General features: G+C 37.7%; 12 protein-coding genes. 11 read left to right on the plus strand and 1 reads right to left on the minus strand.

Annotated features, from left to right (window positions below; genetic code table 11):
- Positions 1-52: 52 nt before the first annotated feature.
- Positions 53-1,933, minus strand: coding sequence for an ABC-F family ATP-binding cassette domain-containing protein (locus tag EJ995_RS06310; RefSeq protein WP_126446718.1), 1,881 nt, complete (start codon positions 1,931-1,933; stop codon positions 53-55).
- Positions 1,934-2,226: 293 nt separating this feature from the next.
- On the opposite strand from EJ995_RS06310, the gene EJ995_RS06320 reads away from it, so the two are divergent.
- The 11 genes from EJ995_RS06320 (at position 2,227) to EJ995_RS06370 (ending at position 14,467) form a co-directional block, all read left to right on the plus strand.
- The gene (locus tag EJ995_RS06320) at positions 2,227-3,024 is read left to right on the plus strand and encodes a polysaccharide biosynthesis/export family protein (RefSeq protein WP_126446722.1); all 798 of its coding nucleotides are present in this window, start codon (positions 2,227-2,229) and stop codon (positions 3,022-3,024) included.
- A gap of 5 nt (positions 3,025-3,029) precedes the next feature.
- Positions 3,030-5,504 carry a polysaccharide biosynthesis tyrosine autokinase gene (locus EJ995_RS06325; protein ID WP_126446724.1) on the plus strand — a complete coding sequence of 825 codons (2,475 nt, stop codon included), beginning with the start codon at positions 3,030-3,032 and terminating at the stop codon, positions 5,502-5,504.
- 5 nt (positions 5,505-5,509) lie between these two features.
- Positions 5,510-6,376: an ABC transporter permease gene (locus EJ995_RS06330; RefSeq protein ID WP_126446726.1), complete on the plus strand. Its 867-nt coding sequence runs from the start codon at positions 5,510-5,512 to the stop codon at positions 6,374-6,376.
- 2 nt (positions 6,377-6,378) lie between these two features.
- Positions 6,379-7,653 carry an ABC transporter ATP-binding protein gene (locus tag EJ995_RS06335; protein ID WP_126446728.1) on the plus strand — a complete coding sequence of 425 codons (1,275 nt, stop codon included), beginning with the start codon at positions 6,379-6,381 and terminating at the stop codon, positions 7,651-7,653.
- Positions 7,654-7,686: 33 nt separating this feature from the next.
- Positions 7,687-8,478, plus strand: a complete 792-nt coding sequence (locus tag EJ995_RS06340) for a protein kinase domain-containing protein (RefSeq protein ID WP_164549882.1) — start codon at positions 7,687-7,689, stop codon at positions 8,476-8,478.
- Positions 8,471-9,406, plus strand: a complete 936-nt coding sequence (locus EJ995_RS06345; protein ID WP_126446732.1) for a glycosyltransferase family 2 protein — start codon at positions 8,471-8,473, stop codon at positions 9,404-9,406. The genes EJ995_RS06340 and EJ995_RS06345 overlap by 8 nt, the downstream gene beginning before the upstream one ends.
- Positions 9,403-10,359, plus strand: a complete 957-nt coding sequence (locus EJ995_RS06350; RefSeq protein WP_126446734.1) for a glycosyltransferase family 2 protein — start codon at positions 9,403-9,405, stop codon at positions 10,357-10,359. Before EJ995_RS06345 ends, EJ995_RS06350 begins: the two co-directional genes overlap by 4 nt.
- 44 nt (positions 10,360-10,403) lie before the next feature.
- A complete protein-coding gene (locus tag EJ995_RS06355; protein WP_126446736.1) occupies positions 10,404-11,291 on the plus strand; it encodes a glycosyltransferase family 2 protein in 888 nt (295 codons plus the stop codon).
- The gene (locus EJ995_RS06360; RefSeq protein ID WP_126446738.1) at positions 11,291-12,229 is read left to right on the plus strand and encodes a glycosyltransferase family 2 protein; all 939 of its coding nucleotides are present in this window, start codon (positions 11,291-11,293) and stop codon (positions 12,227-12,229) included. Before EJ995_RS06355 ends, EJ995_RS06360 begins: the two co-directional genes overlap by 1 nt.
- Positions 12,230-12,233: 4 nt before the next feature.
- Positions 12,234-13,451 carry a glycosyltransferase family protein gene (locus EJ995_RS06365; protein ID WP_126446739.1) on the plus strand — a complete coding sequence of 406 codons (1,218 nt, stop codon included), beginning with the start codon at positions 12,234-12,236 and terminating at the stop codon, positions 13,449-13,451.
- A gap of 110 nt (positions 13,452-13,561) precedes the next feature.
- Positions 13,562-14,467, plus strand: a complete 906-nt coding sequence (locus EJ995_RS06370) for a glycosyltransferase family A protein (protein WP_164549883.1) — start codon at positions 13,562-13,564, stop codon at positions 14,465-14,467.
- Positions 14,468-14,512 lie beyond the last annotated feature (45 nt).

Here is a 14,512-nt window from a genome sequence, read left to right on the forward strand (position 1 = left end):
CTAGCTACCATATTAGCTCACTGACTCCTCAACAAATTATATAATCAGATGGTCATACATCTAATTTTTCTGTCAACTCCAGCCATTGCATTTCTAGTTCTTCTAGCTCTGATTTTGTTTTCTCTAGTTTGATAGAGTTTGCTGTGACATCATCAGTAGATAGACTGGTATCTAGAAAGCTGTCTTGTAAGGTCTTCTTTTGCTGTTCTAGCTTTTTAATTCTGTTTTCTAGTCTAGAAAGTTCTTTTTGCTCTTCTCTTGTTGGTCCGCTTTTAGTCGCAGTCTTTATCGCAGGTTCAGCTGTTGGTGAAGGCTTAGATGGTGCTTTTGTTTCTGGCTCTAGCGCAATATCGGTACTACCTACATAGGATCTAAAGTCTGAATAGTTGCCAGGGAAATCTGTGATGTCGCCAGACTCGTTAAACACAAATAAGTGATCCACGATCTTATCCATAAAATATCTATCGTGGCTCACTACCAGAATACAGCCAGGAAAATCCATCAAGAAGTTCTCCAGCACATTGAGTGTTGGGATATCGAGATCATTAGTCGGCTCATCAAGAATCAAGAAATTAGGATTTTGTATCAGTACGGTACACAAATACAATCGCTTGCGCTCGCCACCGCTCAGTTTTTCTACAAAATCATGTTTTTTCTTGTTATCAAACATGAAACGCTCAAGCAGCTGGCTAGCACTGATGATCTTGCCTTTATTAAGTGGTATGTACTCGCCGTATTCCTTGACCACATCAATCACCTTTTGGCCTGGCTTGATGTCGATTCCCGTTTGGGTATAGTAACCCATACTAACTGTTTCTCCTACCACGACCTTACCAGTATCGGGCTTTAACTTACCAGTGAGTATATTGAGAAAGGTAGATTTACCGGTACCGTTTTTACCTATGATTCCCAACCGTTCACCACGCTGGAAATTATAGGAGAAGTTATCGATCAATTGCTTGCCAGTAAACGATTTTGAGATCTTGTGTAGTTCTACAATTTTAGTTCCCAGACGCTGCATGTTGATCTCCAGCTCCACTTGATGTTCCTTGCGACGGTTGAAGGCTGCTTCTTTGATGGTATAAAAATCATCGATGCGTGATTTGGACTTGGTTGTACGTGCCTTGGGCTGGCGACGCATCCATTGCAGCTCTTTTTTATAGAGTTGCTGGGCTTTTTCTTGCGTGGTTTGCTCAATATCAAGTCGCTCCTGTTTTTTCTCCACATAATAGGAGTAGTTACCTTTATATGTATAGAGATTGCCGCGATCCAATTCAATAATCTCCGTACACACGCGATCCAGAAAATAACGATCGTGCGTCACCATAAGAATAGTATAATCTTCCTGCTTAAAATAGCTCTCCAGCCACTCGATCATTTCTAGATCCAGGTGGTTTGTAGGCTCATCCATTATGAGCAATTGTGGATCAGACAATAGTGCGATGGCCATGGCGATGCGCTTTTTTTGACCACCACTCAATTTGCCTATGATTTGGGATAGGTCGTCGAGCTTTAGTTTGGATAAAATCTGTTTGTATTTGGTCTCAAAATCCCACGCATTGGCGGCATCCATTTGGTCAAATGCTGCCTGGTAGGCATCTGCGTCTTCCATGTTTTGCATGGCGCGCTCATAGTTTGCAATGATCTTAATGGTAGGAATGTCAGAATCCAGTATGGCTTGCTCAATAGTGATTTTGGGATCCAGATCAGGTTCCTGCGATAAAAAAGCCATGCGCAGGTCGTTGCGTCGATTGACCGTGCCGCTATCAGGTTGTTCCTTGCCAGCGATAATATTGAGTAGCGAGGACTTGCCGTAGCCGTTTTTGGCAACGAAACCTATTTTTTGCCCTTCATTAATTCCCAGCGACACATTTTCAAACAGTGCTTTATCAGCAAAGGCTCTGGATACATTCTCGACACTTATGTAATTCATGCAATAGCTTTTAGGGACAGATTATCGACCTGTGCAAAATTACGTTCAATTACTCGCTCTTGATCATGAGCAAGAAGCAAACTTGCAGTAATATTCATGAGTGTGGATAAGATGCTTTTATGGTTGCTGTTTTGGGTGATTATGCTTTCGCGAAAGCGGTACAAAACGACATACAACACTGCACCCTAAAATAAACCGAACGATAAAGAGTTATATAACGTGGGATCGTGTGGATTTTAATAGGCTTTTTCTTAACTAAATTTTATATTTACCGCTTACACCTCAAGGAAACTATGCGTAAAGCTAGCTTACTACTATGGATAGCAATGATGTTGCTCGCGGCATCCTGCGTTCCTACCAATAAAATCACCTATTTACAGGAGTCAAAATCACAAGTCGTGGACAGTTTGAGCTATGTGCGCAAATTGCCGGCGCCTTACCGATTGCAGGTAGGCGATGTGCTCACGATCAACATACGCACGGCGGTGGACGAAGAGAGTATCGCACCCATGTTTAGTATCGCGGGCGGCGCCACGGCCGATGACGGATCTGGCAATCCTTATTACACGGGTTACAATGTGGATACTCGAGGCGAGATACGCATGCCAGAGCTGGGCAAGATTAAGGTGCTGGGTCTCACGACAGATGAGGTGCGCATGAAACTGGAAAACAAGATCAATAGCGAATATCTAAAAGAGGTCGCACAACTTTATATAACTGTAAAACTGGCTGGACTGCGCTATACCATGGTAGGTGAGGTGAGTGGTACCGGGCAAAAGGTCATCTTTAGAGATCAGGTAAACGTGATTGAGGCCATTGCAGATGGTGGTGGCGTGCCGGTAACTGGCGACCTGACAAAGGTCAAGATCGTACGCAGTTATCCAGATGGTGTGCGCACGCACATCGTGGATGTTACAGATCTTGATATCGTGTACTCGCCATACTATTATATACAGCCCAATGACATGATTGTGGTAGATCCATTACCACAAAAAGCGCTGGGAACAGGTACCACTGGATTGAGTAGTTTTACCACTGTTTTATCCATCTTAACGGCGTTGACCACGGCAGTTTTACTTATTACTAGATAAAGCAGATGGAAGAAGATAAAGAGGTAAACGCGCTTTCAGGCATATTTGATATCAAGCAATTTTTCCGCAAATTGCTCAAGTTGTGGTGGTTGCTGTTATTATGTCTCGCGATAGGCTTTTCCTATGCGTATTATAAGAATCAATTTATACAAACCTATTATGACGCTAGTTCTTTGATTTCTATCAAAGACAATACAAACCCGCTATTCACTTCAAACCAAAGCCTTACTTTTAATTGGGGTGGCACTACTGACAAGGTGACTACCATTATTACTCAATTCAAGTCTCGTTCTCATGCAGAGCAGGTTGTTGATGATCTGCAATATTATGTGGAGTACATCAAGGAAGGCGATTATTATAATGTAGATGCCTATAAACAAACGCCATTTTTTGTTTATGTAGATACCAGTCAGGCTCAATTGTATGGTAAGGAGCTGCGCATCACGGTGCTGGATCAGGATACCTTTGAGCTTTCCACTACATTTACAGATGCCACAGCACCTGGATATGATTATGGTGGTAAAGAAAAGGTGACGCTCAAGGTTCCTGTAGGTGAGTGGAGCGAGCAGTTCAAATTTGGCGATCCAGTGGCTCTAGACTTTTTGCACATTGACGTACAGCGTCGTGAGGAAACCATACCTGTAGGTGGTGAGTGGCTCATCAAATTTTCGGACTATTGGGCAACGGTTAATACTTACAAGGCTATAAGTGTAAGACCAACAGATGATGGTAGTTCTATTTTAAAATTGACCCTATCTGGTAGAAACAAGCAACGTCTTATAGATTATATCAATAGGAGTAGTGAAGTATTAGTACGTCAAGAATTAGAGCGAAAGAATAAATTTGCCGTGAGTACTATTATTTATATTGATAGTAGTCTAGCTTCAGAGGCTGATAGGCTTAAAAAATCAGAAAATGCTCTGGAAAATTTTAGAGGTAATAGTCAGCTAATCGATGCTAGTACTCAAAGCACCGATTTCAACAATAAGTTGACTGATTATGAAATCCAGAAAAGAGATCTTAATAATAGGCTTAACTATCTTAACAATCTAGAGAGCTATCTGCGCAGCAAGACAGACTATACTAATATTCAAGCACCTAGTACGGTAGGTATATCCAGCGGTAGCATTTCACAATATGTAGGCCAGTTGGTACAATTATCTGCAGAGCGTAAGCGCAGGGAATTTAGCATGCGAGAGGACGCACCTATTTTTCAGGATCTTGATAGACGTATTGATGCAGTCAAGGATGTACTTTATGAGAATATCGAGAGTAATAAGGATTTACTGCAAGATGAATTACAGAGTCTGAGTCGTGAGATCAACAGACTGGAATCACAGATACGTAGATTGCCTAAAGAGCAGCAGGAATTATTGAAAATTCAAAGACAAGTTGATATTACCCAACAAAGTTTTGATCTATTTAAGGCAAAACGTGCTGAAGCAGAATTAGTCAAAGCAGCAAACGTGTCTGATATTTATATCATCGATGAAGCTAAGGATACTGGTAGTGGTGGAACTTCACGTGATGGTACCATAAATTATCTTATAGCTTTACTGATAGGTGTGACCATACCCATTACCGTAGCTTTCGTTTTTACCATGTTGGATAATTTTATCCACTCACCTAAGGATCTAGAAAAGATCTCGCCAGTGCCATTAATAGGTGTTATAGGACGGATAGACCATCCTAATAATCTCGTGGCTTATGAAAAACCTAGATCTGCCGTGGCAGAGGCTTTCCGCGGGCTACGATCCAGCTTGCATTTTATGTACTCCACGCCTGCAATTCAAGGTACACGCACTATCATGGTCACGAGTAGCGTGAGTGGTGAAGGGAAGACATTTACTAGTATTAATCTGGCGACCATCTTTGCCATAAGTGGTAAGCGCACCGTGCTGGTAGGTCTCGATTTGCGCAAGCCTAAAATCTTTGATGATTTTAATGTTAAGAACAAGGTAGGTGTTTCTAATTTTCTAGTAAATGATGCCAGTATTGACGAGATTACCATGTCCACAGAAATTGAGAATCTTGACGTGATTTTGTCTGGACCTACACCGCCCAATCCCAGTGAGTTGATCATGTCAGACAATATGGTGACCATGATTGAAAAGTTGAAGGAGCGTTATGATTATGTAATTCTTGACACGCCACCGGTAGGCCTGGTGGCAGACGCCATGGAAATTGCCCATTATGCAGATGCCACGCTTTATGTCGTGCGTCAAGGCTATACGCGCAAGGGTATGCTGGATATCGTCAATGAAAAGTATGTACGTAAAGAATTTAAGAATGTGAGCTTGTTATTCAATTTCTTTAAGGATCAAGCCAGCTACGGTTATGGTTACGGTTACGGCTATGGATACGGTTATGGAGCTTACGGTAATGGCTATCATGAGCAATATAAGAGTAAAAATAAGGCAGTACGTTTATTGCATAGATTAAGAAAGATTGTACCGCTTTCGCGAAAGCGTAATTCCTAACAGCTATGAAACAAGAAGAATGGCTGTATGAGATCAAGCCTAAAACTGCGCTTATACGCCTGAATTTTCAGGAGATATGGCGCTACCGTGACCTATTGATCCTGTTTGTAAAGCGCGACATAATTACTGTTTACAAGCAAACTATATTAGGACCTTTGTGGTATTTGATCCAGCCACTTTTTACCAGTGTGATTTTTACGTTGGTATTCAATGGTTTTGGTAATATCGATACGGGTGGCGTGAATCCCTTTCTATTCAATCTCGCTGGTATAACCATCTGGAATTATTTTAGGGATTGTTTGAATGGTACTAGTAACACCTTTGTGCAAAACGCTGGTATCTTTGGTAAGGTATATTTTCCGCGCGTGATTGTTCCTATGAGCGTGACCGTATCCAACGTTTTTAAGCTAGGGATACAGGTACTTATTTTTGTAGTGTTCTATATTTATTTCGCTTTTAAAGGTGGTGCAGGATCACCTAATGAGGCACTCGTATTATTTCCAGTGTACGTAGTTGTGATGGCACTCATAGGACTAGGGGCAGGCATGATCATAAGTAGTGCAACAACGAAATATAGAGACCTTACAGTTTTGGTGGGTTTTGGCGTGCAACTGTTGATGTACATTAGCGCCGTACCTTACTCTTTACAAGAGATCCAGGCATCAGACAAGGAATGGGTGCAAAAAGCCTTGCCCATTATAGAATGGAACCCACTGACACAGGTGATAGAAGGATTTAGATACATGACCATAGGTGTAGGATCTTTCGATATGGGCATGTTGGTTTATACCTGCGGGATAGGCGTTGTTGTTTTCTTATTGGGTTTGATAGTGTTTAATAGAACAGAGCGTTCTTTCATTGATACGGTTTAAGGATGAGCGATATAATTCTCAAAGCAGAAAATATAAGCAAACAGTACCGACTAGGTCTTATCGGTACAGGTACTCTGTCTCACGATTTGAATCGATGGTGGCATCTTATACGCGGTAAGGAAGATCCTTATTTAAAGGTAGGTGCGGTCAATAAGCGCTCAGAAAAAGCAAGTCAAGAATACGTTTGGGCCTTAAAGGACATCAATTTTGAAGTTAAAAAGGGCGAGGTTCTAGGCATCATAGGTAAGAACGGTGCTGGCAAATCTACCTTACTCAAAATTCTTTCCCGAGTGACAAGCCCTACTACTGGCAGCATAAAAACCAAAGGCCGTATAGCAAGTTTATTAGAGGTAGGAACTGGTTTTCACCCAGAATTGACAGGTCGTGAAAACATTTATTTGAACGGTGCTATCCTAGGAATGAATAAAGCAGAAATTTCAACAAAAATAGATGAAATCGTTGCCTTCTCAGGCTGTGAAATGTACATAGATACGCCGACTAAGCGTTACAGTAGCGGTATGACCGTCAGATTGGCCTTTGCGGTTGCGGCGTTTCTTGAACCAGACATACTAGTTGTAGATGAGGTTTTAGCAGTAGGTGATGCAGAGTTTCAAAAGAAGGCGATCGGTAAAATGCAGGATATTTCTAGCGGTGATGGACGTACCGTATTATTTGTAAGCCACAATATGGCTAGCGTTCAAAGTCTATGTACTAGAGGCATGATTCTTGAAAATGGATATGTATCCTTCTCTGGAAATATAGAAGAGTGTGTAGATAAGTATATCAATTCTTCAAGTCAAACGTTCTCTAGGGTAGATCTTGCTAGTAGAGATGGAATAGAAGTGTTAGATGTGTATATCAAAGATTTTCAACTTTTAAATCAGGAATCAAAGCCTGTGGAAACGGTGACGATTTCACAACCTGTAGGTTTTCAATTTGTGATTCCATCAAAACGAGAGATTGACATTACATCTCGCATTACAATCTTTGACTCATTTGATCAACGTCTTTTGGTATTTGACTCAGACCATAGTAATGATCGATTTTATCTCAAACCAGGCGAGAATGTTGTTGAAGCAAGCTTACCAGCAGGTTTAGAACTTAAACCAGGTAATTACTATATAAACATTTCTATAAGGCATACTAACGAGTATCTAGATAGCTACATTAGGGTTTTGGAATTTGAAATTCAAGAAGAAGACTATTTTAATTCAAAAAAGCCTATTTCAGGAAATCTACCATTAGTGCTCAAAAAGAGCAACTGGAAATTATCTTAAGCTTACAACTAATAATTTCTTTACAATTTGGATTTGGATAAGGAATACGAACTGCTTAGCAATAATACTGTTACTCACAACGGTAAAGAATACAGCTGCAGGACATTTAGTTTAGGTGATGTGATTTATAAAAAGGGAACCAATCCTATTTGCTTTAATGAAAATAGGTTTTTAAAAAAACTATCAAATTGTAAAAATTTCCCCAATGTTATAAATTTTGAGCAAGGCATTGAAGAATCTAGCATTACAATAAACTTTGTCAAAGGGCAGCCTCTAGAAGATGAAATCAAGGGCAGCCATTATTTATCACATGCTCAAATTTGCCAAATTTTAGGCGGTTGCCTAGATATATTAATGCAGCTCGCACGGTATCAAATTATCCATAGAGATATCAGACCAGACAATATTATAATATCAAAAAATAAAGAACAATACATTCCTGTTCTCATCGATTTTGGTTGGGGTAAATATGTACAAGAGCAAGATGTAATAACACCATCTTATCTGGGTGATATGCAGCGATTTCCTGGTACGCTTTTTAATGATAGCTATTCAATGGGATATTGTTTGATACCACTTAAAAGAACTGAGGCGTTGACTGAGCTCGTAAATAAATTCATGATGGTTGATCCAATTACGGATAAAAATTTTAATCATGTCACACTGGTATTGAATGATCTAAAACAGGATCTTAAACATTATGAATCTAAAAAGATACAGGAGCAGTTCTATCTATGGTTTGAGTTTTTGAAAAAGCGCATTTCAGAGTCAAGAATAGGAGCAGCTTACAGGAAATCAATCACGAAAGAAGTCATTCATGATTAAAGAAGATACTAGTGAGAAAATGGAGCATGCGCTTGCGATCGTAATACCCTACTACAAAAAAGATTTTTTCAATGAATGTTTAAATTCTTTAAAAAATCAAACAAATAAAGATTTTAATCTGTACGTTGGAGATGATGCATCACCAGATGATCCTATTGAAGTCCTAAAACAATTTAAAGACGATCTAGATGTTAAGTATGTGCGTTTTGATAATAATCTAGGATCGATTTCTTTGACTTCACAATGGATGCGTTGTCTAACCATGACATTAGATGAGCCATGGATAATGATATTGTGTGATGATGATTTACTATCACCAACTGTGGTAGATCAGTTTTATTTCCATAGACAACAAATAGAGAAGCATAATATTCAGGTAGTAAAATATGCTACTCAAGTAATAGATGGTAAAGGAGAACCCATCAGTAAAGTATATAAGCATCCTAGAATACAGCCTTATTCGAGAGTATTTGAAGAGCGTTTTTTTAAGGATGGACGCAGTTCTTTATCAGAGCATATGTTTACTCGTGGAGCTTATGAAAAACACGGTTTTAGAGACGTACCACTAGCTTGGCATGCAGATGATTATGCCTGGATGGACTTTTCTGAGTTTGGAGATATCTATAGTATTAACGATGCGCTGGTGTTTTTCAGAATGTCAGATCAAAATATTTCTAGGGCTGATTATGAGCAAATCACAAAATGGACTGAGACATTTAAGTATTTCAACTTTGTTCTAAAGCATAAGCGAGATTTTCTTCAAAAGGATCAGATCATTAAAGTAATCGATTATCTGGAATGGATGACTTATCAGTATGACATGAATAAGAAGGATCTAATTAACGCTATATTTTGGCAAACCTTGAGATATAAGGGTGGGATCAATCTTGCTAAATTTGTGCGCAGACTATATATAAACCGCTCATGAATAAAAATAAATTAGTCTCCATTCTAATACCTATCTACAATCGTGAACACCTTATTGAACAAACACTTCAATCAATTTCTATTCAAACGTATAAAAACTTTGAATGTATCATCGTGGATGACGGCTCTACTGACGATACTGTTGGTGTGATTTCTGCTTTCGCGAAAGCTGATCCAAGATTTAAAATTTTCATAAGATCAAAGGATCGAACTAAAGGAGCAAATTCATGTAGGAATATCGCTTTTGAGAAGTCACGAGGGGAAATTATAAAGTGGTTTGATAGTGATGACATAATGCTTGAAGATCATTTGCAGCTAGCTACTCATGCACTTGAAGACGAGCAAATAGATTTTGTAGTATCAGAAAGTGAAATTTTTGTTGATGATAAAAAAAAAGGTGCCGCTCCTTTTCATTCCTCTAAAGACGCCTCATTGATAAGCCCGGAAAACTATGCAAAGTTCGTCGTTGGTTGGATTACAAATGACTTTACTTGTAAAAGAAACACCATTCTTAATACGCGTTTTAATGAAAGATTTAGAACTGCTGGAGATGAGTATAACTTCTTCATTAAATACTTGCATAACACAACGGCAGGTGCCTTCATAGATAGAGTGACAACTCTTTATAGGCAACATGACATATCGTTAAGTAGCGATGTTGATGTTGATGAAGTAAAATACCACACTAATATTTGTGAGATAAAATACTTGTGTAGTAACGACATGATTGCTCTGAGTAATTATGAATTAGCAAATTGGTTTATGGACGGTTACATAAATCATGCACATATTTTAATGAGCAAATCCACAAGTATTCCTTTTCTACGATCGGCCTTTAAGGATCTAGAAATAATCAAAACGAGTACACATGCCAATTATTTAAGATTGGCTCAACTTTCGTTTAGAGTTTTTGGAAAGGGTTACTATTTCATTAGAAAAGCCCGCGGCAACTAATAAATTATAACTTGCAGATTTATTTCGCGATTTTCGTTTAATTCATGTCAGATCTAATTTCCATTATAATCCCTAGCTACAATCAATCTTCCTACATGGAGGAAACACTTTCTAGTGTTCAAAATCAAACGTTTAAAAATTGGGAATGTTTGATAATTGATGATGGTAGTACTGACAATACGCGAGAAGTTGCAGCAAGATGGACAGAAAAGGATTCAAGATTCAAGTATTATTTTAAAAAAAATGGCGGTGTAAGTTCTGCAAGAAATGTAGGATTGAATAACGCTTTGGGAGACTTCATACAGTTTTTAGATTGCGATGATATCTTGAAAAAGACAAAATTAGAGGTATCTATAAATGCATTTAATTCTAATCACCTAGTCACTAATATCGTATTGACCGATTTTAAAATGCTCAATCAAGGTAACATAGTCGGTGTTCCATATTGCAATTTGAAAAAAGAGTATTTCAATTTTGAAAGCGTACTTTTTGGCTGGAATTATGATTTTTCTATTCCCATTCATTGTGGACTGTTCAGAAAAGAGGTATTTGAAAAACTACGTTTCTCAGTTGAATTATCAGCTCAAGAAGATTGGCTTTTATGGGTCAAAATATTTAGAGATTACGGCGATGGTTATTTTTTAAATGAAGCATTGGTTTTATATCGCAAGAATGTTGACGGTAGAACGCAATCAGGTAGCTATATTCCGGATCAAATGGCGGTCTTAAAACTTCTCAAGAAGGAATTAAATCATCAGTTGTACGAGAAATTGCTATTTGTTCTGATTGAGCGTTACCTAAGAATCATAGAAGACAGAACTTCGGCATTGAATGGTATAAAGTCAACACGCTCATATCAATTGGGGCGCAAATTGAGAAGAGCTTTCACTAGAATTGGTATCATCAAATATTTTGAAAATCTTCTGCCCTGATGAATGATACTATGCTATCCATTATTATTCCTTATTATAAGATTGATTTCTTTGAAGACACCTTGAAATCATTATCGTTACAGACGGATAAGCGATTTAATGTTTTCATAGGTAATGACGGAAGTCCTGATGATCCATCAGCTTTGATTGAAAAATATCAAAACCACTTTGACCTTGAATACCATAAGTTTGATGAAAACCTGGGTAAATACTCTTTGATAAAACAATGGGAACGATGTATTGATCTAGTTCCTGATACTACTTGGATTCAAATAATTGGAGATGATGATATTTTGGAGCCTACATGTGTAGAAGCTTTTTATGAAAATCTAGATGAAATTAATCGTTCAGGTAGTCAGGTGGTTAGATATGCTACAAGAGTTATAGATGTTAGCAGTGATTTTTTAACTGACTCTTTTACTCATCCAAAAACTGAGACGTCGATTAATTTTTTTATTCGTAAGCTTAATGGTTTGACTCGTAGTTCTCTACCAGAATATGTTTTTAAATTTGAATCTTTCAAGGCCGTTGGCCTACGCGATTTTCCGCTAGCTTGGCATAGTGATGATATTTTGGTTTTAGAGGTTTCAGATTTTGGCAACATCTATACTATTAATGAGGCTAATGTGCTTTTCAGAAGTAGCGGTATCAACATAAGTTCAAAACAGGATAATAATGGGCCTAAGGCCTATGCTTCGTTTGCCTATTACAATCATCTAATCTCCTTGTATTCTAATCGATTTGATAAGAATCAATTGAATTTATTATTGGACAATTGGGAAAGAGCCTTCTACAATATCAAAAGCGTTCCTAAATTTTGGATACAGTTCTCCTCTTATTATTTATCACATGGTTTAGTTTTAAGATATACCAATTTTATTGGCAGATCTTTAAAGAGAACCATTCTCCACAAATTGAAAAATCGCAGTAAAAAATAGATTTATGGTCAAGAATGTTTTAGTGATTGCTCAGGATCTAAGGATTTCTGGAACCAGCGAGGGAATAGTATCACGATCCTTCATAAAGAGATTAAAAATGATCTGGCCTTCGACTCGTGTAGATGTTTTATACACCAGACTTCATGGTGTGAGCGATGAGAAAATAGAATTATTAAATGCAGATAATGTTCAAATAGAGAACGTCAATCGAGATATTCCATCTTATATAAAATGGCTCAATAAGTTTTATTGGAGGTCATTCCATGAATCATTGAACGATGCACACATAGTGAACAAAATATCTAATATTTATAAGTCTTTAGACTTTTCAAAATATGATGTTATTTTCCTGCGCAGCTCTGGACAAGATTATGAGAATATCCTTGCCGCAGTAGAATTTGATTTTTTAAAGAAGTCAATCGTCAATTTTCATGACCCGTATCCTGCATTCTGGGATCCTGGAAGTTCTAGCAATCTTGATATGTTAGAATTAAAGAAAGTAAAAAGAATGCATGAAGTAGTTGAAAAAGCAGGGATCAGTATATCACCTTCTCAATTGCTTTCCCAGGATATCTCTGTTTTATACAATCAATCCAAAAAACCACTGTCAACAATACCGCATCAATTTGAACCAACTGCCTTTGCCTTTAGTAAGTTGGATGCAGAATATAAGAAGAATAAAAAGTACTCAATAACTTATCATGGAACTTTGCAGTTGGGTCGGGACATTGAAATTATCATAGATGCCTTTAAAGATCTATTGACGAATACTTTGATTGAAAATAATTTTGAAATGATTTTACGGCTTAAAAGCGTTCACTATCATAAACTTGCGAGCAAATATTCTGGCATTGAGAACATACGGATATTGAAAGGTGCAAAATCGTCAATTTGTTTAAGTGAACAGATTTACAAGTCTGATGTAGCACTTCTTGTTGAAAATAATCTAGAGTACAGCAATATTTTACCAGGAAAGCTGCCAGTGCTCGCAAGTTCTAATGGAACGGTGTTCTCTGTCTGTCCAGATAAGAGTGAATCAAGACGTATAATTGAGGATGATAGGTTAGTAGCAAATAGCAAGAACAAAAAAGAAATTCAAGAGAAGCTTTCAGACCTACTATTGAGAATTATTAATAATGAAAAGGTAAAAAATCCTTATGCAGATTATTTTAGTCTTCAATCCTTTGAAAATATACTCAACAACTTAAGCTTAGTTTTTTGAGAGTCGGTTATAACCCAAATAGGAATCAACAACTATCAGACGCGGTATACACACATTTAGTCGTGGTGCCCGTTTATATTCCACATTTAAGAGATTACTATAAGGACAGTTTGAGAATTTTAGAAAGCTGTCTAAAATCTTTGATAAATTCTGTTCATTCAAATACGCTAATATCGGTTGTTGATAACGGGAGTTGTCAAGAAGTAAATTCTTTCCTAAGCGAGATGTTGAAAGAGCGCATCCTAGATGAGCTTATTACAACCGTAAATATTGGAAAATTGAATGCCATACTTAAAGGAGTGTCTGGTCATAAAGTTGACCTGATAACCATTTCTGACGCTGATATTTTATTTGTGAAAGGTTGGCAAAAAGAAACAGCAGATGTTTTCTTAAACATTAAAAAGGCGGCGGTAGTGGGATTGATCCCGCAATTCAAGATGTATTCGAGTTATAGCTCCAATTTAATATTTGACTATTTATTTTCAAGCAAATTGAAATTTAAACCAGTAGATAATCCCAGTGCCATGAGGGAATTTTATCGCAGTATCGGTTGGAAAGACAATTACAACAAAAATTATCTGAAATATCACTTAACCATTACCCATAATGATGTAGTGGCGGTCGTCGGATCTGGTCATGCGGTTGCTACCTATAAATCGGAAATATTCACCAAGATAAATCATGAGGTATCTACATTTAAACTTGGTGGAGGCTCAGAATCTCGTATTCTAGACTCTTCGGCGTTAAAACTCGATGGTTACCGACTTACAACAGCGCAAAACTTTGCATACCATATGGGGAACATTTTTGAGCCATGGATGGAAAGAACAAGTTTTGAAGGACGACCCAAAGTTTCTAACGATCATCTTTTAAGTTTCAAAAATAAACTTGAAAAAAGGCCGGTGAGATTTTATTTAAAAAGTAAAATGTTTAAAAGACTTTTCAAAGTTTCCATTTTTACTCGGCTCTTTCTCAGGACAAAGGGATTAACTTCAGATATTGCACGTAATTATTAAGTATATGAATTACATTTTTTCATTGCTAATATGCACTAAGGATAG

This window comes from Nonlabens ponticola (genome assembly GCF_003966335.1).
In the GTDB taxonomy this organism is placed as follows: Bacteria; Bacteroidota; Bacteroidia; order Flavobacteriales; family Flavobacteriaceae; genus Nonlabens; species Nonlabens ponticola.

Excerpts from the sequence above, each read along its gene's own strand:
- EJ995_RS06310 (WP_126446718.1), bottom strand. The coding sequence starts at position 1,933 with ATGAATTACATAAGTGTCGAGAATGTATCCAGAGCCTTTGCTGATAAA.
- EJ995_RS06345 (WP_126446732.1), top strand. The coding sequence starts at position 8,471 with ATGATTAAAGAAGATACTAGTGAGAAAATGGAGCATGCGCTTGCGATC.
- EJ995_RS06330 (WP_126446726.1), top strand. The coding sequence starts at position 5,510 with ATGAAACAAGAAGAATGGCTGTATGAGATCAAGCCTAAAACTGCGCTT.
- EJ995_RS06320 (WP_126446722.1), top strand. The coding sequence starts at position 2,227 with ATGCGTAAAGCTAGCTTACTACTATGGATAGCAATGATGTTGCTCGCG.
- EJ995_RS06365 (WP_126446739.1), top strand. The coding sequence starts at position 12,234 with ATGGTCAAGAATGTTTTAGTGATTGCTCAGGATCTAAGGATTTCTGGA.
- EJ995_RS06355 (WP_126446736.1), top strand. The coding sequence starts at position 10,404 with ATGTCAGATCTAATTTCCATTATAATCCCTAGCTACAATCAATCTTCC.
- EJ995_RS06325 (WP_126446724.1), top strand. The coding sequence starts at position 3,030 with ATGGAAGAAGATAAAGAGGTAAACGCGCTTTCAGGCATATTTGATATC.
- EJ995_RS06350 (WP_126446734.1), top strand. The coding sequence starts at position 9,403 with ATGAATAAAAATAAATTAGTCTCCATTCTAATACCTATCTACAATCGT.
- EJ995_RS06360 (WP_126446738.1), top strand. The coding sequence starts at position 11,291 with ATGAATGATACTATGCTATCCATTATTATTCCTTATTATAAGATTGAT.
- EJ995_RS06335 (WP_126446728.1), top strand. The coding sequence starts at position 6,379 with ATGAGCGATATAATTCTCAAAGCAGAAAATATAAGCAAACAGTACCGA.